Here is a 20,523-nt window from a genome sequence, read left to right as displayed (position 1 = left end):
GCCTGCGCCCGCGTCGGCGCCTGCGCCCGCGTCGGCGCCTGCGCCCGCGTCGGCGCCTGCGCCCGCGTCGGCGCCTGCGCCCGCGTCCGCGTCCGCGCGTGGGCGTCGGGAGCCCGGGTCCCTCCTCGGGACCCGGGCCCGGTGGGCGTGGGGTTACTGCGCCGGAGACGGGACGGGGTCGAAGTCCGTGCCCCGGCTGACCGACTCCCAGGTGGCGGCCTCCGCGCGGCCGGCTTCCGCGTGGGCCGCGATCGTGTCGACCGCGTCGTTGCCCAGCATGAGCCGCAGCGGGGTGTTTTCGGCGTCCAGCGCGGCGAGGATCGCGGTGGCCGCCTTGACCGGGTCGCCGGGCTGGAGGCCGTCGCTGTCCGGCAGCCCCTTGCGGACCGGGCCGACCACGTCCTCGTAGGCGGGGAGGGCGGCGGTGAGCCGCAGCGCGTTGCCGCCCGCGAAACCCGTACGGAACGAGCCGGGCTCCACGATCAGGGCCTTGATGCCGAAACCGGCGACCTCGCCGGCGAGCGCCTCGGTCAGGCCTTCCAGGGCGAACTTCGTCGCGCAGTACGCCCCGGCGCCGGCGAAGGCGAGCCGCCCGCCCATGCTGCTCATCTGGACCACCGCACCCGACTTCCGGGCCCGCATGTGCGGCAGCGCGGCCCGCGTGAGCGCCGCCGGGGCGAAGAAGTGCAGCTCCATCAGTGCGCGGAGTTCGGCGTCGGAGGTCTCCTCCACGGCGCCGATCAGACCCCGCCCGGCGTTGTTGACGAGGACGTCGATACGGCCGAAGCGGTCCACCACCTCGGCGACGACCTCCCCGGCGCGGGCCGTGTCCGACAGGTCCACCGCGAGGGGCACGAGGCGCTCCGGGTGCGCGGCCGCCAGAGCGCCGAGCGACTCTGGGCGGCGGGCGGCCGCCACGACCGTGTCCCCGGCCGCGAGCGCGGCCTCGGTGAGGGTCCGGCCGAAGCCCGACGAGGCCCCCGTGATCAGCCACACCCGGCCCGCGGTGTCGGGCCCCTGGTGCTGTGCAGTCATCAATCCCCCTGTTGTGACACGTAGTTGATCGGCGGTGCCCGCACATCCTGGCACGCCGGGCCGGTTCGGTCAGCCCGCTCCCGGATCATGAGAAGGGGGGTTCTCGGGGGGAAAGATTCCGCTTTGGTGCAGGCGGCGCAGGGTGAGGTGCTCGTGGAAGAGGCGGCCGACGAGCGCTCCTCCGTAGACGACGAAGCCGACGCCGACCAGCCAGGACTGGACGACCAGCAGGGTGCCGAAGGGGCCGTAGGTCACGGCGTTCGAGGCGATCAGCGGGGAGAACACCAGCTGCGAGAAGATCCGCAGCCCCAGCAGCCCGAGGCTGGTGGCCACGGCCCCCGGGACCAGGGCGCGCCAGCGGACCCGGCCGCCCAGCAGCAGCCGCTGCGAGCCCCAGAAGAACAGGCAGGTGCCGACGAGGTCGCCGAGGGTGCCCAGGATCGTGCCGATGGCGTCGTTCGACGGAGCGGGGATCTCGACGAGCAGGGCGAGGTAGCAGACCAGCAGGGCGAGCCAGATGACGTGCCGCCACATGGTGTGCCAGCGGGCGGTCGGCAGGTCCCAGACCTTCTCGTACCCGGTCTGCACCGCCGAGCCGAAGGTCAGGCCGAAAACGGCCAGGGCCGCGAGCCCGAAGGCGGTGGTCCGCTCCAGGGCCAGGTCCGCCGCGCTGAACAGCATCTCGACGCGGGCCCGCGAGGACTCCGTCACCCCGAGGGCCTGGCCGAGCCAGCGGCCGAACCCCGAACCGCTGCCGGGGGCGGCGGCCGCCACGACCACCAGCAGCGGCACCAGGGTGAGGAACCCGAGGGCGGCGAAGCCCATCGCCCGGTGCATCAGCTCCATCTCCCGGCCGCGGCTCACGGCCAGCCCGGCCGGGGAGCCCTGGAGGCGGTTGTAGAGGCGCCGGATGAGGGAGGTCACGCCTCATGCACTACCCGGCAGGGCCCGCCGGCTCCCGGGAGCCACCCCGAAATGGGCCCGAAGGGGTGGTTTCAGCCGCCCGCAGGCGTGTCCCCTCCCTCTCCGGCCCTGCGGAGGTCCACCAGCCGCTTGATCTTCCCCACGGAGCGTTCCAGGGTCTCCGGATCGACCACCTCGACCTTGACGGAGACCCCGACCCCCTCCTTGACGGCCCGGACCACGGCGGCGGCCGCGGCCTCCCGCCGGGCGGCGTCCGCCTCCCGGCGCGCCTCGACCCGTACCGTCAGGGCGTCCATCCGACCCTCCTTGGTCAGCCGCAGCTGGAAATGGGGAGCGAGGCCTGCCGTCCGCAGGAGGATCTCCTCGATCTGGGTCGGATACACGTTCACCCCGCGCAGGATGATCATGTCGTCGCTGCGGCCCGTGATCTTCTCCATGCGGCGGAAGGCCGGACGGGCCGTCCCGGGCAGCAGCCGCGTCAGATCCCGGGTGCGGTAGCGGATGACGGGCATCGCCTCCTTCGTGAGGGAGGTGAACACCAGCTCGCCGGGCTCGCCCTCCGGCAGCACCGCGCCGGTCAGCGGATCGACCACCTCGGGGTAGAAGTGGTCCTCCCATATGTGGAGCCCGTCCTTGGTGGAGGCGAACTCCTGCGCCACGCCCGGACCCATCACCTCGGACAGCCCGTATATGTCCACGGCGTCGATGTCGAGCCGCTCCTCGATCTCCCGGCGCATCTCCTCGGTCCACGGCTCGGCCCCGAAGATCCCCGTTCTGAGCGAGGTCGCGCGCGGGTCGATCCCCTGGCGCTCCATCTCGTCCAGCAGGGTCAGCATGTACGAGGGGGTCACCATGATGACCTCCGGCCGGAAGTCCTGGATGAGCCGCACCTGCCGGTCCGTCATCCCGCCCGAGGCGGGCACGACCGTACAGCCCAGGCGCTCGGCCCCGTAGTGCGCGCCGAGGCCGCCGGTGAACAGCCCGTAGCCGTAGGCGATGTGGACGATCTGGCCGGGCCGGCCGCCCGCGGCCCGTATGGACCGGGCGACGACATCCGCCCAGGCCGACAGATCCCCGTCGGTGTATCCGACGACGGTGGGGCGCCCCGTGGTGCCGCTGGAGGCGTGGACGCGGCGCACCTCCGCGCGGGGGACGGCGAACATCCCGAAGGGGTACTGGTCGCGCAGATCGCTCTTGGTGGTGAAGGGGAACAGGGCGAGATCGGAGAGGGAGCGGCAGTCGTCGGGGTGCACGCCGGCCTTGTCGAAGGCCTGCCGGTAGAAGGGCACCCGGTCGTAGACGCGGTGCAGGGTCGCGCGCAGCCGCGTCAGCTGGAGCGCGGCCAGCGCGTCGGGGCCCAGCCGCTCGCCTTCGTCGTGGAGATCCGCGTAAGCCGCCATGCCGTCACCTCATCGTGGGAACCGACCGATCATTCGGTAGATTGCCAGGCCGTGGCCGGATAAATCAATGACTCGAACGAGTGATCGTCTGATGGGATGGCCCCCATGCCGACTTTCACGACCTACGACGGAACCGAACTCGCCTACCGCGTCCGCGGTGAGGGACCGCCGCTGGTCTGCCTGCCGGGCGGCGCGATGCGCGCCTCGCAGTACCTGGGCGACCTCGGCGGGCTGTCCGCCCGGCGCCGGCTGATCCTGCTGGACCTGCGCGGCACCGGCGACTCCGCGATACCGGCCGACGAGTCCACGTACCGCGTCGACCACCAGGTCGCCGACGTCGAGGCGCTGCGGCTGCACCTGGGCCTGGAGCGGATGGACCTCCTCGCGCACTCCGCCGGCGGCAACCTCGCCCAGCTCTACGCGGCCGAGCACCCCGAGCGGCTGCGCCGGCTGGTCATGGTCACCCCGACCGCGTGGGCGGTGGACCTCCCCGTCACCACGGAGCACCGGCTGGAAGCCGCCCGGCTGCGGGCGGGAAGCGAGCCCTACGACACGGCCATCGCGGCCTACGAACGGATCCTGGCGGGCGGTGGCCGCGCAGGGCGCGGCGAGGAGGACTGGGACCTGGCCGCGCCGCTGTTCCACGGCCGCTGGGACGAAGAGGTCCGGGCCCACTGGGCGGCGGGCGAGCACGAGCAGAACGGAAAGGCGGCCGAGGCCTACGCGGGGCCCGGCGCCTTCGACCCGCCCGCCACCCGTGCGGGGCTCCGCCGGGTCGCGGGCGAGGTCCTGGTCCTGGCCGCGGAACTGGACGGCAATCCCCCGCCGGCGCTGGCGGCCGAGCTCGCCACGCTGTTCCCGCGGGGGGCGGTCGACGTCCAGCCCCAGGCCTGCCACTTCCCGTGGCTGGACGACCCGGCGTGGTTCGCGGAGCGGGTGGAGCGGTTCCTGGCCTCCGGGGCCTGAGCGGCGGCCGTACGGCCATCGGCGTACGGTCGAAGGAGAGGAGAGGCCACAGGCCTTCGGCGACCCGGCGAAGGGAGGCGGGCGGCCATGTCCGTCGTCGATCCCGCGGTATCGGTACGTCTCGGGGCCTCTGGTGCGCGGCGGCTGGCGGGGTTGCTGGCCGAGGTGGGGCACCTGCTGGAGGATCCTGGGCCGTTGCGGTTGACGGGGGCGCAGGCCGATGTGCTGGGGCAGGGTACGGAGCGCCGCGAGCTGGCGGAGTGGACCCGGGCCTTGGCGGCGGAACTCCGCGTCCAGCTGTGACGTTGCCCGCCGCTGCGCGGGCCTTTCCCCCACCCCGCCCCTTCCCGAAACTTGGGGCTCCGCCCCCAGCCTCCCGCGCCTCAAACGCCGGCGAGGCTGGACTGTGCCCGGCGCCGCCGGCCATGTGCGGCTCAAGGATTCGGGGCTCCGCCCCGTACCCCGCTCCTCAAACGCCGGAGGGGCTGGATTTTGCCCGGCCTGGGCTGGAAAGTGCACCAGGGTGGGTGGGATCGGCCCGAGGGAGTGGTTGGCCGGGGTCGGGGACGGGGTGGGGTGTTGGCCGGGACGTAAAACGTGATTTGTGGCGCAGCCGCAGCTCGTACCTGTCAATGCCGATGGGGCGCCATAAATCATGCAGTCCCGGCCGACACCCCACCCCGGCCCCGGCACCGACCCCCGCGAAGCCCCCGGCCACGGGACACCACCCCGGCACCACGCAGCCCCCGCCAAGGACACCGCCGAGCCCCGCAGGGCCCGGGCAGCCCGCCCCCGGGAGCGCCGCCAAGCCCCCCGCAGGGGCTACGCGTTGGCGTCCGTCGCCACCGTCTTCGCCCACCGGTAATCCGCCTTGCCGCTCGGCGAGCGCTGGATGGTGGGTGTGATGACCAGCTGGCGCGGGATCTTGTAGCCCGCCAGCCTGGTGCGGCAGTGGTTCTGGATCTCGTCCAGGGTCGGCTCCGGGGCGCCCGCGCGGAGCTGGACCACCGCGGCCACGTGGCTGCCCCACGTCGGGTCCGGGACGCCCGCGACCAGGGCGTCGTACACGTCCGGGTGGGACTTCAGGGCCTGCTCGACCTCCTCCGGATACACCTTCTCGCCGCCCGTGTTGATGCACTGCGAGCCGCGCCCGAGGACGGTGACGATGCCCGCCTCGTCCACCGTGGCCATGTCGCCGAGCAGCACCCAGCGCTCCGTGCCCTTCTGGAAGAAGGTCTCTGCGGTCTTCGCCGGGTCGTTGTAGTAGCCCAGCGGGACGTGCCCGCGCTGCGCGAGACGTCCCGGTACGCCCACCGCCACCGGCTCGTGCGTCACCGGGTCCACCACCTGCGTACGGTCGTTGACCTCCAGGCGGAAGCCCTTCTCCGGGCTGGAGTCGTTCGTCGCGCGCCCGTTGGAGCCGGACTCCGACGATCCGAAGTTGTTCAGGAGCAGGACGTTCGGAACGAGGCGCTGGAATTCGGCGCGCACCGTCTCCGACATGATCGCGCCGGACGAGGAGACGCTGAAGAGGGAGGACAGGTCGGTCCCCTTGAGGGGGCCGTTCAGGGCGTCGATGAGCGGCCGCAGCATCGCGTCGCCCACCAGCGACACGCTGGAGACCTTCTCCTTCTCGATCGTACGGAGCACCTCCTCGGGCGCGTACTTGCGGTGGATGACCACCCGCTGGCCGTAGTTGAAGGCGATGAACGAGGTGAGGGTGGACGTGCCGTGCATCAGCGGAGGCGCGGGGAAGAAGGTGAGCCCGGCGCCCTTCGACGCGACCCGCTCCGCCAGCTCCTCCGGCCGCTTGACCGGCTCGCCCGAGGGCTCGCCGCCGAAGAGCCCGGCGAAGAAGAGGTCCTCGGCCCGCCACATGACGCCCTTGGGCATGCCGGTCGTGCCGCCCGTGTAGATGATGAACAGGTCGTCGGGCGAGCGGGGCGCGAACCCGCGCTCCGGTGAGCCGGCCGCCTCCGCGTCCGCGTACGCGACCGGCGCGATCGAGGGCTCCGGCGCCCCCTCGGGGGTCGGCCCGACCCGGATCAGGTGGCGGAGCCTCGTCGTCTGCGGGAGGGCGGCGGCCACCCGCTCGGTGAACTCGCCCTCGAAGACGAGCGCGGCGAGGTCGGCGTCGTTGTAGAGGTAGACCAGCTCCTCCTCCACGTAGCGGTAGTTGACGTTCACCGGTACGAGGCGGGCCTTGAGGCAGGCCAGTACGGTCTGGAGGTACTCGATCCCGTTGTAGAGGTGCAGGCCCACGTGTTCGCCGGGCTTCAGCCCGCTGTCCAGCAGATGGTGCGCGACGCGGTTCGCCGCCGTGTCCAGCTCCGCGTACGTGAGGCGGCGCTCGGCGCCGGTCCCGGGGTGGTCCACGTACACGAGGGCCTCGCGGTCCGGAACCACGTCCACGACCGACTCGAACAGGTCGGCAAGGTTGTACTCCACCATTCCTCCTGACCCCGAACGTTCCCCATGGCTGGGCCCATGGCTGGTCTGCTCCGGCGGTCATTAGAGCGCCGCCGACCGCAAGTGGGAAGGGAGCAGCCCAAGAAATCTGACTGAGTGTCAGAAAACTATTGAACTGCACCCGCCCCTACTGCAACCTGTTCTAGGTCTTGAGACGGGAGGACGGCAATGGGTGGGACGGAACACCTGACCGTGGAACGCCACGGCGCGACGCTGGTGCTCACCATGAACAGGCCCGAGGCGAAGAACGCGCTCTCGCTGCCGCTGCTGGTGGGGCTGTACGACGGCTGGCTGGAGGCGGACGCCGACGACGAGATCCGCTCGGTGGTGCTGACGGGCGCGGGCGGGGACTTCTGCGCCGGCATGGACCTCAAGGCGCTGGCGGGGAAGGGGATGGCGGGCGACCAGTACCGGGACCGGCTCAAGGCCGACCCCGACCTGCACTGGAAGGCGATGCTCCGCCACCACCGGCCGCGCAAGCCGGTGATCGCGGCGGTGGAGGGGTACTGCGTGGCCGGCGGGACCGAGATCCTGCAGGGCACGGACATCCGGGTGGCGGGGGAGGGGGCCACCTTCGGGCTGTTCGAGGTCAAGCGGGGGCTCTTCCCGATCGGGGGCTCCACGGTGCGGCTGCCGCGGCAGATCCCTCGGACGCACGCGCTGGAGATGCTGCTGACCGGGCGGCCGTACTCCGCGCGGGAGGCGGAGCGGATCGGGCTGATCGGGCGGGTGGTGCCGGAGGGGACGGCGCTGGCGGCGGCCCTGGAGATCGCCGAGCGGATCAATGCGTGTGGGCCGTTGGCGGTGGAGGCGGTGAAGGCGTCGGTCTACGAGACCGCGGAGCTGACCGAGACGGAGGGGCTGGCCTCGGAACTCGTCCGGGGGTGGCCGATTTTCGATACCGCCGATGCGAAGGAGGGGGCGCGGGCCTTTGCGGAGAAGCGGGCCGCGGTGTATCGGCGGGAGTAGCCGCCGGGTGGTGGTGCGGTGCCGCGCCGCTGCCGGGGGCGCTGCCCCCGGGCCCCTGCGCCTCAAACGCCGGCGGGGCTGGAGGTGCCCGGCGCCGCCGCTCAGGTGCGGCTCACAGACCTGGGGCTCCGCCCCAGACCCTCCCCCAGACTCCGTCCGGGGGGACCCCCATCTCAAACGCCGGCGGGGCTGGATGTGCCCCCGGCCGGACTGGAAGTGCTTCCGGTGGGGCTGGAAATGGCCCCCGGCCGGACTGGAAGTGGCCCCCGGTGGGGCTGGGAGTGGCCCCGGCGGGAGGTCGGGGAGTTGGTTCTGTTCGTAGCCCCGAAGTGAGAATCGGAGAGTCGCCCATGACAGCCGCCGCGTCACCGCCAGAGGTGCTCCGTGCGCCTCTCGTCGTCGAGTTTCCCTTCACCCGGTCCCTGGGGCCCGTCCAGTCCGCGTTCCTCACCGGGCTGCGCGAAGGCGTCGTGCTCGGGGTCAAGACCTCCGGCGGCAAGGTGATGGTCCCGCCCGTCGAGTACGACCCCGTCACCGCCGAGGAGATCCGCGAGCTCGTCGAGGTCGCCACCACCGGCACCGTCACCACCTGGGCGTGGAACGGGCTGCCGCGGCCCGGCCAGCCGCTCGACACCCCCTTCGCCTGGGTGCTGGTCAGGCTCGACGGCGCCGACACCGCTCTGCTGCACGCCCTCGACGCCCCGGGCCCCGAGGCCGTGCGGACCGGGATGCGGGTGCGGGTGCGGTGGGCCACCGACCGGGCCGGGGCGATCACCGACATCGCCTGCTTCGAGCCGTACGAGGGGCCGCCGGCGGCCGGCGAAGCCGTCCCGCACGACGGCGGGTTCGCCGACGCCGTCACCGGCATCGTCGCACCCGCCCGCCTCGACTACACGTACAGCCCGGGCCGGGCCCAGACCGCCTACATCAACGCCCTCTCCGAGCGGAAGACCGTCGGCGAGCGCTGCCCCTCCTGCCACAAGGTGTACGTCCCGCCGCGCGGTGCCTGCCCCACCTGCGGGGTCGCCACCACCGACCAGGTCGAGGTCGGCCCGGCCGGCACGGTCACCACCTACTGCATCGTCAACATCAAGGCACGCAACCTCGACATCGAAGTGCCGTACGTCTACGCCCACATCGCCCTCGACGGCGCCGGCCTCGCCCTCCACGGCCGGATCGGCGGCATCCCGTACGACCAGGTCCGCATGGGCCTGCGCGTCGAGCCCGTGTGGACCGAAGGCGGCCGCTACCCCGACCACTACCGCCCCACCGGCGAGCCGGACGCGGACTACGACGCGTACAAGGAGCTCATCTGATGGCCCGATACGCCCGTGAGGTCGCGGTGGTCGCCTTCGCGCAGAGCGACCACCTGCGCCGCACCGACGAACTCAGCGAAGTCGAGATGGTCATGCCGGTCCTCCACCAGGTGCTGGCCCAGACCGGCCTGAAGGCCGGCGAGATCGGCTTCACCTGCTCCGGATCCAGCGACTACCTGGCCGGCCGCGCCTTCTCCTTCACCATGACCCTCGACGGGGTCGGCGCCTGGCCGCCCATCTCCGAATCGCACGTCGAAATGGACGGCGCCTGGGCCCTCTACGAGGCCTGGGTCAAGATCCAGACCGGCGAGGCCGACACCGCGCTCGTCTACGCGTACGGGAAGTCCTCCCCGGGATCGGTACGCGATGTGCTGACCCGGCAGCTCGACCCGTACTACCTCGCCCCCCTCTGGCCCGACTCCGTGGCCCTGGCCGCCCTCCAGGCCCAGGCCCTGATCGACGCGGGCGAGACGGACGAGAGGTCACTGGCCGCGATCGGCGCCCGCAGCCGGGCCGCCGCCGGGGCCAACCCGCACGCCCAGCTGAGGGGTTCGGTGGACCAGGGCGACTACCAGGTCCGCCCGCTGCGCACCGGGGACTGCCCGCCCATCGGCGACGGCGCGGCCGCGGTGATCCTGGCCGCGGGAGACACCGCACGCCGGCTGTGCGGGCGCCCCGCCTGGATCACCGGCATCGACCACCGCATCGAGGCCCACAGCCTGGGCCTGCGCGACCTCACCGACTCCCCGTCCACGCGGACCGCGGCCGAGCACGCGGGGGTCTTCGAAGCCCCGGTGGACACGGCCGAACTGCACGCGCCGTTCTCCTCCCAGGAGGTCGTGCTCCGCAAGGCCCTCGGGCTCGGCGAAGGCGTCGCCGTCAACCCCTCCGGCGGAGCGCTCGCCGCCAACCCGATCATGGCCGCCGGCCTGATCCGGATCGGCGAGGCGGCCGCCCGCATCCACCGCGGCGAGTCCGACCGGGCCGTCGCCCACGCCACCTCCGGCCCCTGCCTCCAGCAGAACCTGGTCGCCGTCCTGGAAGGGGAACGGGCATGAGCACCTCCGGCAAGGAGCCGGTCGCCGTCGTCGGGATCGGCCAGACCAAGCACGTCGCCGCCCGCCACGACGTCTCCATCGCCGGCCTGGTCCGGGAGGCGGCGGCACGCGCCCTCGCCGACGCCGAGCTGACCTGGGCGGACATCGACGCGGTCGTCATCGGCAAGGCCCCCGACTTCTTCGAGGGCGTGATGATGCCGGAGCTGTACCTGGCGGACGCGCTCGGCGCGGTCGGCAAACCGATGCTGCGCGTCCACACGGCGGGCTCGGTCGGCGGGTCCACCGCCCTGGTCGCCTCCAACCTCGTCGCGGCGCGCGTCCACCGGACCGTCCTGACCCTCGCCTTCGAGAAGCAGTCCGAGTCGAACGCCATGTGGGGGCTCTCGCTGCCCGTCCCCTTCCAGCAGCCGCTGCTGGCGGGCGCGGGCGGGTTCTTCGCCCCGCACGTGCGCGCGTACATGCGGCGCACCGGCGCACCGGACACGGTGGGCTCGCTGGTGGCCTACAAGGACCGGCGCAACGCGCTGAAGAACCCGTACGCCCACCTCCACGAGCACGACATCACCCTGGAGAAGGTCCAGGCCTCGCCGATGCTCTGGGACCCGATCCGCTACTCGGAGACCTGCCCCTCCTCGGACGGGGCCTGCGCGATGATCCTCACCGACCGGGCGGGCGCGGCCCGTGCGCCGAAGCCGCCGGCCTGGGTGCACGGCGGGGCGATGCGGAGCGAGCCGACGCTCTTCGCCGGCAAGGACTTCGTGTCGCCGCAGGCGGGCAAGGACTGCGCGGCCGACGTCTACCGCCAGGCGGGGATCACCGACCCGCGGCGGGAGATCGACGCGGTGGAGATGTACGTGCCGTTCTCCTGGTACGAGCCGATGTGGCTGGAGAACCTGGGCTTCGCCGAGGAGGGCGAGGGCTGGAAGCTCACCGAGGCCGGGGTGACCGAACTCGACGGGGACCTCCCCGTCAACCCGTCCGGAGGGGTGCTGTCCACCAACCCGATCGGCGCCTCCGGCATGATCCGCTTCGCGGAGGCGGCCCTCCAAGTCCGGGGCCAGGCCGGGGAACACCAGGTTCCGGACGCCCGCCGGGCCATGGGGCACGCCTACGGAGGCGGCGCGCAGTTCTTCGCGATGTGGCTGGTGGGGGCCGAACCGCCCGCCTCCTGAAGGCAACCGACCCTCCCGAGCGGGGTGCCGGACCGGTCAAGGGTGACTCACCGTGGCCTGTGCGGCACCCGCTGCGGTGGTTAACCTTGCCCCCGGACGACGTACCGGGAGGAGCACGCACGTGGCAGAGAGCATGACTTCACAGCCCTTCGCAGGCTGGGGCAAGCCGGATCTCGATCTCACCGAGGCGGACTGGCAGTCGAGCAGCCGGGGAGCGGGGGACGTCCAGATCGCCTTCGTCGAGGGCTTCATCGCGATGCGCAACAGCGAGAAGCCGGAGAGCCCTTCGCTGATCTTCGCGCCGGACGAGTGGCGCAAGTTCGTGCTGAACGCGCGGGGCGGGGAGTTCGACCTCACGTAGCCGGCGGTACGGGTACGCGGCGCACCACCGGGCGCGGAGCCGCCGCCCCGGTGGCCGCCGCATCCCTTGCCACCCGCGCGGCGCCCGGGCAGGATGGGCCCATGACGATCATCCGCCGAAAGGGCGATGCCGCGTAGACGGCCCGGCGCACTGCGCGCCGAACGAGGAACGTACGAGGACCGGCGGCCACCCGCCTGGGCGTGGCAACTCCCGCCCGTGGACCGGCTGCCGCCCGATGCCACCGCCGCCGCGCACTGGGGCCGGCCCGGCCGGGGCGCCGAGGTCGCAGAGCTCCTGAGCAGGTACCGGAACTTCCTGCGCCGGCCCGGCAGCCGACTGCTCCTGGGCCCCTCCCCGTGCCCGGGCTGCCCCGGCTGCGCACGCGATGACATCGCCGTCGTCCGGGACGAACTGGCCGAACTCCACCGCGCCCTGCCGCCCGTCGCCCGGGTCGCGCTGGGCCGCGTACTGCGGGACCTGGACGCGCAGTTCCAGCGCCGCACCCTGCCGGACCCGGACCCGCCCGCCGACCGGTGGGCCGACTGGAGGGGCCGCCCGCGCGCCTGGTGGCACCAGCGGCTCTACTCGGATCAGCCCGAGTAGCAGGGTGCTGAATGGGTCATATCGGGATCATAGGTAGGGTGGCGGCATGAGCGGAGAGAGCGACCTGCGGAAACTGCTGAGCGGAATGCGGCCCGAGCTGAACGAGGGCCTGTACGTCTTCTGCACCGTCCCCGGCACCACGGTCCCCCCGGGCACCGCCCCCGTCGCCACCGTCCTGGAGCCCGAGGGCCTCACCCTGGTCCTGCGCCAGGAGGACGCCGACGCGGCCGGCCTCGCCTACGACTACACCGCCGGCTGGATCACCCTGCGCGTCCACTCGGCCCTCGACGCCGTCGGCCTCACCGCCGCCTTCGCCACCGAACTCGGCGCACACGGCCTGAGCTGCAACGTCATCGCCGGCTACCACCACGACCACCTCTTCGTCGCCGCCGACCGGGCCGCCGAGGCCGTGGCCGTCCTGGAAGAGCTCGCGGCGCGCTCCGCGCGGGACTGACCCCCGCCCGCGCGGAGCCCCCTACACCCCGGGCCACACCCCGTAAAAGAAGATCGGAATCTTTCCCGACAGCGGCCTCCCCACCCGTCTGCGCGGGCGTACGCTGTTCCCCCGAACAGGCCTGGGGGGTACCAGCCATGACGGACCGCCGGACCCGGACACGGCGCGCCATAATCGAGCGCGAGACGGAACTCGCCGCCGTCGACGAGACCCTGGACCGGCTCACCGACCCCGCGCCGGACGAGGGCGGCGGACTGCTCGCCTTCTCCGGCCCCGCCGGTCTCGGCAAGACCACCCTCCTCGCCGAAGTGCGCCGGCGGGCCCACGCCCGCTCCTGCACCGTCCTCGCCGCCCGCGGCGGCGAACAGGAGCAGAGCCAGCCCTTCCACGTCGCCCGCCAGCTCGTCCAGCCCCAACTGGCCGGCTCCTCCGAGCGGGAACTGCGCGCCGTCCTCGGCAGCTGGTACTCCATCGTCGGCCCGGCCCTCGGACTCTGTGCCCCCGAACAGGGCGCCCCGCCCGACCCCCAGGGCCTGCGCGACGGACTCGACTGGGTCCTCACCCACCTCGTCGCCCAGCGCGCCCCCGTCACCCTGGTCCTCGACGACGCCCACTGGGCCGACCCCGAATCCCTCGGCTGGCTCGCCGCCTTCGCCCCGCGCGCCGAGCACCTCCCGCTGCTCCTCGTCGTCGCCTACCGCCCCGACGAACTGCCCGCGCACGCCGACGCCTTCCGTACGCTGCCCGGCCGCGCGGGACACCGCCCGCTGGCCCTCGCACCGCTGACCCCGCCCGCCGTCGCCGCCCTCCTGCGCGAGGCGGTCGGCGGCCACGCCGACGACGCCTTCTGCCACGAGGCCTGGACGGTCACCGCCGGCAATCCGTTCGAGGCCGTCGAACTCACCGCCAAGGTCCGGGAGAAGGGCCTGCCCCCGGTCGAGGCGAGCGCCCCGCTGCTGCGCGACCTCGCGGCCGCCCAGCGCGGCAGCGGACTCGTCGCCCGCCTCGAACGCCTCGGCCCCTCCACCGTCCGCTTCGCCTGGGCCTGCGCCGTCCTCGGCACCGCGATCCCGCAGGAGCTCGCCGCCCGGGTGGCCGCCATCGGCACCGAGGAGGCCGTGGACGCCACCGCCCGGCTGCGGGACGCCCGCATCCTGTCCGCAGCCACCGAAGAGCCCGACGCCGGACTGGAGTTCGTCCACCCGCTGATCGCCACCGGCCTCTACCGCGCCATCCCCGACGCGCTCCGCGTCGCCCTGCACGGCAAGGCCGCCGCAGCCGTCGTCGACGCCGGACTCGGCCCCTCCGCCGCCGCCCGCCACCTGCTGGAGACCCACCCCGAGAACGACCCCTGGGTCGTACGCACCCTGCGCGAGGCCGCCGGCGAGAACCTCCGGGCCGGCGCACCCGAAGCCGCCCGCCGCCAGCTCGCCCGCGCGCTGCGCGAGCCCCCGGGCTTCGACGAGCGCGCCGCCGTCCTGTACGAACTCGGCTGCGCCTCCCTGCTCACCGAGCCCGCCAACACCGTCAACCACCTGCGGGACGCCCTCGCCGAGCCCGTCGACGATCCGGCGCTGCGCCAGGGCATCGTCATACGCCTCGCCCAGGTACTCGCCCACAGCGACCACCTCGCGGAGGCCTCCGCGGCGCTGGCGCGGGAGATCCCGCACACCCGGGACGCACGCGCCCGGCTGCGCCTGCAGTCCGAGCGGTTCATGTGGGACGCCTTCGACGCCGCCGAGCCGGACTCACCGGCCCGCTCCCGGCGGCTGGCGCACCTCGCCGGCCGGCTGACCGGCCGCGACCTCACCGAGCGGTACGTCATCGGGCTGCGCGCCTGGGACGCCTGCCTGCGCGGGGAGCCGGTCGACGTGGTCCTGCACCACGCGGGGCGGGCCCTGGGCCGGCAGCTCAGCTGGGCCCACGAGGACCGCGGCTTCGAGGTCCCGGTGCTCGTCGCGATGGTCCACATGTACGCCGACCGGCCGTGGCGGGCGGAGGAGCTGTTCGAGGCGGGCACCGCCGAGTTCGAGCGGCAGGGCTGGCGCGGGGCGCACCTCTCCTTCGCGTACAGCCTGCGCGGCTACATCCACCACCGGCGCGGGCGGCTCGTGGAGGCCGAGGAGCTGGCCCGGGCCGCGCTGACCCTCGCCGAGCGGGTGGGCCGGCGCACGCCCGTGCACTGGTACGCCATCGCCATCCTCGTCACCACCCTGCTGGCGCGGGGACGGGTCGAAGAGGCCTGGGAGCTGGCCCGGGAGCACGAGTACGGGGAGGTCTTCCCGGCAGCCGTGGTCTTCCCGGACTCCCAGACCGTGTACGCCGAACTGCTCCTGGCCCGGGGCGACACGAAGGCGGCCGCGGCCGAACTGGAGGCGGTGGGCCGGCGGCTGACCCCGCGCGGCATCCAGAACCCGGCGTGGTGCCCGTGGCAGCTCCACCTGGCCCGCGCGGTGTCCGGCGAGGACCCCGAGCGGGCGAGGGCGCTGGCCGCGGACGCCGTACGGCGGGCCCGGGTCTTCGGGGCTCCCTCCGGCATCGGCCAGGCGCTGCGGGTGGCGGCGGAGGTCGCGGCGCCCGCGGACCGGGCGGGACTGCTGCGGGAGGCCGTGGCGTTGCTGGCGGCCTCCCCGGCGGGATACGAACTGGCCCGCGCGCTCGCCGCACTGGGGACCGAGCTCGGGGACACCGGACTGCTGACGCGGGCCGTGGTGACGGCCCGCGAATGCGGCGCGGACGGCCTGGCGGCGCAGGCGGCCGAGACCCTGCTGGGCCTCGGCGGCGGCCTGCCGGGCCGGACGTCCCGGGAGGACGGGCTCACGGAGTCGGAGCTCCGCGCGGCGCGGCGGGCGACGGCCGAACCCGCCCCGGAAGGCCCTGCCCAGGGTGCCCCCGGACCGGTCGCCCCGGGACCGGACGGGCCCGTCCGGGCCCGTCCGGACCCCGACTGGGACCTGTCCTCGGCCTGCCGCAAGCTCGGCGCCGACCTCCCGGGCCTCCGGGCCGCCCTGGAGGCCTACGCGCCGTAGCCTCGTCGCGGTGCCCGTCGGCTGCCGTCGTTGATCCGCCCGAATCCGGGGAGGCCGCAACGGGACAGAGGTTGCCGTCCCGGGCAGGGTGATCCCATGGACCACATCGAGCGGATCTCCCACTTCCGCGCCGAGGCGTCGGCCTTTGAGCGTGCCGTCCGCCGCGCCCTCGACACCGGCCGGGCGGCGCCGCTGGTCCCCTCGTGCCCCGGCTGGTCGGTCTCCGACCTCATCGGGCACCTGGGGGGCGTGCACCGCTTCGTCGCCCACATCCTGCGGGAGCGCCTCACCGAGGCGCCCGACCCGGGCGACCTCTCCCTGTACGGGCTCCCGGCCCACCCGGACGTGCTCGCCGCCTGGCCGCGGCCCGAGCGGGCGCCGAACCGGCAACCGGCGCCGGACGCCCTGACCGCCTGGTACGCGGAGGGCGCCCGGGCGCTGGCCGGGCTCTTCCGCGAGCTCGGGCCCGACGTGCCGGTGTGGTCCTGGTCGGCGGAGCAGAGCTCGGGCTTCTGGCTGCGGATGCAGACCATCGAGCTGGCCGTCCACCGCTGGGACGCACAGTCCGCGACCGGCACCCCCGGCCCCCTCGACCCGGCACTGGCGGCCGACGCCGTCGACCAGGCCGTCACGGTGATGGCCCCGGCCCGCCACTCCCAGGAGACGGCCCGGGCGGCCGCGGGGGAGCGGTACCGCTTCCGGCGTACGGACGGCCCGGAGTCCTGGACGGTCCTCTTCTCCGGGGACGAGGTCGTGGCGGAGTCCGACCCCGAGGCCCCGGCGGACGTCGAGGCCGAGGGCCCCGCCTCGGACCTGGCGCTCTTCCTCTGGGGCCGGCAGCCGGCCGCCGCCCTGCGGGTCCGCGGCGACGCCGGCCTGCTCCCGCACTACTTCGCGCTCGTCCCACCGGTGTGACCACCTGGGAGGGGGCCCCGGGGCCGGAAATCCCGTCCGGCCACGTACCATGGCGGCATGTCCTTCCTCCGCCGCCACCGCGCCGCCACACCCGCCGGCCCGGACTTCGACGTCCTGGCCATGGACCCGGGGGACTGGCCGGGCAATCTCGGGGCCGGGCTGCTGCCCGCGCCCGACGGCAGCTGCCAGGGCGTGTTCCTCCGCTACGACCTGTTCGGCGGACGCGGCCCCGCGATGATCATCGGAAACCTTCCCGAGGGTTCCCCCGCCCGGGAGCTCTCCGACGGGCAGGTCCCCTTCGAGGTGGCCCAGCTCCTCGACGCACTGGAGAACGACGAGGACGTCGAGGTCACCGGCGCCGAGGACTGCCCCGTCATGCAGGGCGACAACCTCCTCATCGTCCGGAAGATCAAGCTGTCGGAGTCCCGCATCTCCTGCGTGCAGTTCGACCGCAGCGACAACGTGCTGGTCACCATCGCCAGCTGGGACCGCCCGATCACCGATGACCTCTACGCCCTCCTGAAGCCGCTCCCCGCCGAGCTCTTCCAGCAGGGCTAGGACGGCCTACACCGCGGTGTCCGCGATGTCGTTCGCCGCCACATAGCCGAACGTCATCGCGGGGCCGATCGTCGATCCGGCCCCCGCGTAGCTGTGGCCCATCACCGCAGCGCTCGCGTTGCCCGCCGCGTACAGCCCCCGGATCACCGAGCCGTCCGCGCGCAGGGCCCGGGCCCGCGCGTCCGTCACGATGCCGCCCTTCGTCCCGAGGTCACCCGGCACGATCTTGAAGGCGTAGAACGGCGGGGCCCAGATCGGCGCCAGGCACGAGTTCGGGTGCACGTTCGGATCCGTGTAGTAGTGGTCGTACGCCGTGTCGCCCCGGTGGAAGTCGGAGTCGGTCCCGTTCCACGCCTGCGCGTTGAACCGGTTGAGCGTCGCCCGCAGCGCGGCCGCCGGGACTCCGATCTGCCCGGCCAGCGCGTCCCACGTCCACGCCTTCTTCGCGGCGCCCGCCTCGTACCAGGAGTCGGGGAAGACGATCGTCGGCAGGACGTCCTTGAACAGGTACTTGTTGCGGTAGTTCTGATCCACGATCAGCCACGCCGGGATGTGGGAGCCGGTGGCGCCCCGGTCCTTCTCGTACATCACGTGCACCACATCGCTGTACGGCGCCGCCTCGTTGACGAACCGGGCGCCGTTCCCGTTCACGATCAGCCCGCCCGGCAGGGTCCGTTCGGCGAGGCAGAAGTACGGCTCCCCGGGCAGCGGGATCGAGGGACCCCACCATGCGTCCTCCATCAGGGCCAGCGCCGCACCGGCCCGCTGGCCCGCCCGGATCCCGTCGCCCGTGTTCTCCTTCGCGCCCACCGACCACTGGGTGCCGATCGGCTGCTGCTGGTACTGCGCCCGCATCGCCGCGTTGTGCTCGAAGCCGCCCGAGCCGATGACCACCCCGCGCCGGGCCCGTACGGTGCCCCGTACGCCCTCCTTCTCCACCACCACGCCGGTGACCGCACCGCCCTCCTGGACCAGGTCCACCAGCGGACTGTTCAGCCACACCGGCACCCCCGCCCGCTGGAGCCCCGCGCGCAGCCCGGCCGCCAGGGCCTGGCCCATCGTCAGCGGCTTCTGCCCGAGCAGCGCCGCCTTCGTGCCGCGCGCCAGGCACTCCGTGGACACGGCCAGGCCCTTGGCGCTCACCGCCGCGAGGTTCAGCCACTTGTAGTCCTGGCTGAAGACCACCATCCCGGCCGGGACGGGCATGTACGCCGGGTTCAGGCGGGCCAGTTCGGCGCCCAGGATGTTCCCGTCCAGCTGGTCCGGCTCGATGGAGCGGCCGTTCGGCAGCCCGCCCGGCAGGTTGGGGTAGTAGTCGCTGTACCCCTCCATGAAGCGGAACCCGAGCGGGCTGTTGGCCATCACGAAGTCCAGCATCCGCGGCCCGTTGGCGAGGAACGCCGCCTGCCGGTCGGCCGGCACCTCGGACCCGACGACGGCCGAGAGGTACGTCGCCGCCTTCTGCGGGGTGTCCGGCACGCCCGCGCCCAGGATCACCGAGTTGTTGGGCAGCCAGATCCCGGCCCCCGAGCGCGCGGCGGACCCGCCGAAGGTGGGCGCCTTCTCCACCACCAGCACGCTCAGACCCCGCTTGGCGGCGGTGAGCGCCGCGGTCATCCCGGAGGCCCCGGAACCGACCACGACGACGTCGTACTCGCCGAGCGAAGGGCCGTCGGCGGCCCGCGCGGCGGCGGCCGGCAGCACGGTGGCCGCCACCGCCCCGGCAGCGGTCCCGGCGAGGACCGTCCGGCGGGAGGGCAGCGCGGAGGTGGATCTGCTGGCTGAGGCGGGGCTCGCGGTCATGGGCAGGCTCCAGCGGAGTCGAGGAGAGGGAGGCGGTTCCGGCATTCTGATGCCGAGTCAGAAAAGGTGTTCGGGGGATCATGTGATGTCAAGGCATCCGGCGCCGCCGCCTCACGTACGCCACGGTGACCGCGCCCAGCAGCGGGCCCCACAGGACCAGCGGCGCGTGGCGGACGTAGAACCAGAGCGCGCTCCGGCAGCCCACCTCACTGGGGAAGCACCTCGCCCCCGTATGGGAGACCCCGCAGCCCGGAGGCCCACCCCTCGCCGTCGCACCTGCGTACGAGCGAAGTCCCGTGGCGGTGGGAGCCACGGGACTTCGCGTCATGGGGGGGCGGGTCAGCGGGTGCCGACCGCCGCACGGACCGCTCTGCGCGCCATCCCGGCGTCGTCGTGCAGGCGGCGCAGCAGCAGCCGCTGCTCCTCTCCCGAGGACAGGGCCCCGGCCGGCAGGGGCTGGGCCGGGGCGGTCGCCAGCATGGAGCGCTGGACGGCCGTCTCGGACATCCGGATCTCCCGGGTCAGCACCAGCATCAGGTTGATCAGGAAGGAGTCCCGTACCACCGGACCGGCCGACTGGGCGAGCCGGCTGATCTGGCTGCGGGCGGCCGGGGCGTCGCCCAGCACCGTCCACAGGGTGGCCAGGTCGTAGCCGGGCAGGTACCAGCCCGCGTGCTCCCAGTCGAGCAGCACCGGCCCCGCCGGGGACAGCAGCAGGTTCGACAGGAGCGCGTCACCGTGGTTGAACTGGAGTGCGGCGCCCGACAGCTTCACGCCGTGCAACAGCTTCTGGAGGTCGCCGAGGTCCCGGTCGGTCAGCAGGCCCAGCTCGTAGTCACGGGAGATCCGCCGCGCGTAGTTCAGCGGGGTCCCGAACAGCTCGGCCGGCGGACGCCACTGGTTGAGCCGGCACACCGCGCCCAGGGCCGCCCGCAGGTCGACCCGCGGCGGGGCCTCCACCGGGTGCCGCTGGAGCGCCGCGACCCGGCCCGCCATCCGCTCGACGATCAGTACGCAGTTCTCCGGGTCGGCGGCGATCAGCCGGGGCACCCGGACGGGCGGGCGGTGCCGGACGAAGGTCCGGTACGCCGCTATTTCGTGCCGGTAGCGCTCGCGCCATTCCGGCGAGTGGTCCAGTAAAACCTTCGCGACGGCGGTCATCCGTCCCGTCGTCCCCACCAGGAGGACCGAGCGGCCGCTGCGCCGCAGCACCTGGACCGGGGCGAACTCGGGACAGATCCGCTGCACCGAGGCGAGCGCGGTGCGCAGTTGCGCCCCCTGCGGCCCCGAGAGGTCGATTCTTCCGCTGAGCGGCTGTGAACCGGTACCCGGCATCCGCCGCGCCCGTACGGCGCCCTGCGCCGGAGCGGCGGGGCGGCCGGGTTCGAGGTAGGGGCCCCCGCCCGCCTGGAGCGTGCGGTGCGGCCGGACCGGGGCGGACACGGAGGACGTTGATGCGTACATGGCGTTACGGATCCCTTCGTGCGCCGA

At 73.6% G+C, this 20,523-nt stretch carries 18 protein-coding genes; 12 read left to right on the top strand and 6 right to left on the bottom strand.

Annotated elements, in window-relative coordinates; translation table 11 throughout:
- Nucleotides 1-153: 153 nt before the first annotated feature.
- From ACFWBN_RS30965 to paaK, 3 genes are all read right to left on the bottom strand, one after another.
- The gene (locus ACFWBN_RS30965) at nt 154-1,035 is read right to left on the bottom strand and encodes an oxidoreductase (protein ID WP_385182097.1); all 882 of its coding nucleotides are present in this window, start codon (nt 1,033-1,035) and stop codon (nt 154-156) included.
- 69 nt (nt 1,036-1,104) lie between these two features.
- Nucleotides 1,105-1,959: a YhjD/YihY/BrkB family envelope integrity protein gene (locus ACFWBN_RS30960; protein WP_385182094.1), complete on the bottom strand. Its 855-nt coding sequence runs from the start codon at nt 1,957-1,959 to the stop codon at nt 1,105-1,107.
- A 71-nt stretch (nt 1,960-2,030) separates the two neighbouring features.
- Nucleotides 2,031-3,359, bottom strand: a complete 1,329-nt coding sequence (paaK, locus tag ACFWBN_RS30955) for a phenylacetate--CoA ligase PaaK (RefSeq protein ID WP_385182092.1) — start codon at nt 3,357-3,359, stop codon at nt 2,031-2,033.
- Nucleotides 3,360-3,464: 105 nt separating this feature from the next.
- Between paaK and ACFWBN_RS30950 the strand changes: the two genes are divergently transcribed.
- Nucleotides 3,465-4,325 carry an alpha/beta fold hydrolase gene (locus tag ACFWBN_RS30950; protein WP_385182089.1) on the top strand — a complete coding sequence of 287 codons (861 nt, stop codon included), beginning with the start codon at nt 3,465-3,467 and terminating at the stop codon, nt 4,323-4,325.
- An 87-nt stretch (nt 4,326-4,412) separates the two neighbouring features.
- Nucleotides 4,413-4,628: a hypothetical protein gene (locus tag ACFWBN_RS30945; protein WP_385182087.1), complete on the top strand. Its 216-nt coding sequence runs from the start codon at nt 4,413-4,415 to the stop codon at nt 4,626-4,628.
- Between the two features lie 519 nt (nt 4,629-5,147).
- On the opposite strand, the gene ACFWBN_RS30940 is transcribed toward ACFWBN_RS30945, so the two are convergent.
- On the bottom strand, nt 5,148-6,773 hold the full coding sequence (locus ACFWBN_RS30940; RefSeq protein WP_385182104.1) for an acyl-CoA synthetase: 1,626 nt from the start codon (nt 6,771-6,773) through the stop codon (nt 5,148-5,150).
- Between the two features lie 189 nt (nt 6,774-6,962).
- Between ACFWBN_RS30940 and ACFWBN_RS30935 the strand changes: the two genes are divergently transcribed.
- The 10 genes from ACFWBN_RS30935 to ACFWBN_RS30890 all read left to right on the top strand — a co-directional run bounded on the left by ACFWBN_RS30935 (nt 6,963) and on the right by ACFWBN_RS30890 (nt 17,229).
- Nucleotides 6,963-7,763 (top strand): crotonase/enoyl-CoA hydratase family protein, encoded by an 801-nt coding sequence (locus tag ACFWBN_RS30935; RefSeq protein WP_385182084.1) that lies wholly within the window; start codon nt 6,963-6,965, stop codon nt 7,761-7,763.
- A gap of 350 nt (nt 7,764-8,113) precedes the next feature.
- On the top strand, nt 8,114-9,079 hold the full coding sequence (locus ACFWBN_RS30930) for a Zn-ribbon domain-containing OB-fold protein (protein ID WP_385182081.1): 966 nt from the start codon (nt 8,114-8,116) through the stop codon (nt 9,077-9,079).
- Entirely contained in the window at nt 9,079-10,137 is a 1,059-nt protein-coding gene (locus ACFWBN_RS30925) for a thiolase domain-containing protein (protein WP_385182078.1), read from the top strand. The genes ACFWBN_RS30930 and ACFWBN_RS30925 overlap by 1 nt, the downstream gene beginning before the upstream one ends.
- Nucleotides 10,134-11,309, top strand: a complete 1,176-nt coding sequence (locus ACFWBN_RS30920) for a thiolase domain-containing protein (RefSeq protein WP_385182075.1) — start codon at nt 10,134-10,136, stop codon at nt 11,307-11,309. Before ACFWBN_RS30925 ends, ACFWBN_RS30920 begins: the two co-directional genes overlap by 4 nt.
- A gap of 133 nt (nt 11,310-11,442) precedes the next feature.
- The gene (locus ACFWBN_RS30915) at nt 11,443-11,670 is read left to right on the top strand and encodes a DUF397 domain-containing protein (protein WP_385182102.1); all 228 of its coding nucleotides are present in this window, start codon (nt 11,443-11,445) and stop codon (nt 11,668-11,670) included.
- A gap of 126 nt (nt 11,671-11,796) precedes the next feature.
- Nucleotides 11,797-12,273: a hypothetical protein gene (locus ACFWBN_RS30910; RefSeq protein ID WP_385182072.1), complete on the top strand. Its 477-nt coding sequence runs from the start codon at nt 11,797-11,799 to the stop codon at nt 12,271-12,273.
- Nucleotides 12,274-12,319: 46 nt separating this feature from the next.
- A complete protein-coding gene (locus tag ACFWBN_RS30905) occupies nt 12,320-12,727 on the top strand; it encodes an ACT domain-containing protein (RefSeq protein ID WP_385182069.1) in 408 nt (135 codons plus the stop codon).
- 137 nt (nt 12,728-12,864) lie between these two features.
- Nucleotides 12,865-15,756, top strand: a complete 2,892-nt coding sequence (locus ACFWBN_RS30900) for an ATP-binding protein (RefSeq protein WP_385182067.1) — start codon at nt 12,865-12,867, stop codon at nt 15,754-15,756.
- Between the two features lie 96 nt (nt 15,757-15,852).
- Nucleotides 15,853-16,671 (top strand): maleylpyruvate isomerase family mycothiol-dependent enzyme, encoded by an 819-nt coding sequence (locus ACFWBN_RS30895; RefSeq protein ID WP_385182065.1) that lies wholly within the window; start codon nt 15,853-15,855, stop codon nt 16,669-16,671.
- Nucleotides 16,672-16,728: 57 nt separating this feature from the next.
- On the top strand, nt 16,729-17,229 hold the full coding sequence (locus tag ACFWBN_RS30890; protein WP_385182062.1) for a hypothetical protein: 501 nt from the start codon (nt 16,729-16,731) through the stop codon (nt 17,227-17,229).
- 6 nt (nt 17,230-17,235) lie between these two features.
- Here the strand turns inward: ACFWBN_RS30890 and kstD are convergent, their stop codons facing one another.
- The gene (gene kstD / locus ACFWBN_RS30885) at nt 17,236-19,032 is read right to left on the bottom strand and encodes a 3-oxosteroid 1-dehydrogenase (RefSeq protein ID WP_385182059.1); all 1,797 of its coding nucleotides are present in this window, start codon (nt 19,030-19,032) and stop codon (nt 17,236-17,238) included.
- Between the two features lie 339 nt (nt 19,033-19,371).
- Nucleotides 19,372-20,496 carry an aminoglycoside phosphotransferase family protein gene (locus ACFWBN_RS30880; protein WP_385182056.1) on the bottom strand — a complete coding sequence of 375 codons (1,125 nt, stop codon included), beginning with the start codon at nt 20,494-20,496 and terminating at the stop codon, nt 19,372-19,374.
- Between the last annotated feature and the right edge of the window lie 27 nt (nt 20,497-20,523).

It is taken from the genome of Streptomyces sp. NPDC059989, from assembly GCF_042736975.1.
GTDB lineage: Bacteria > Actinomycetota > Actinomycetes > Streptomycetales > Streptomycetaceae > Streptomyces.
This window is presented reverse-complemented; position numbering and strand designations above follow the sequence as displayed.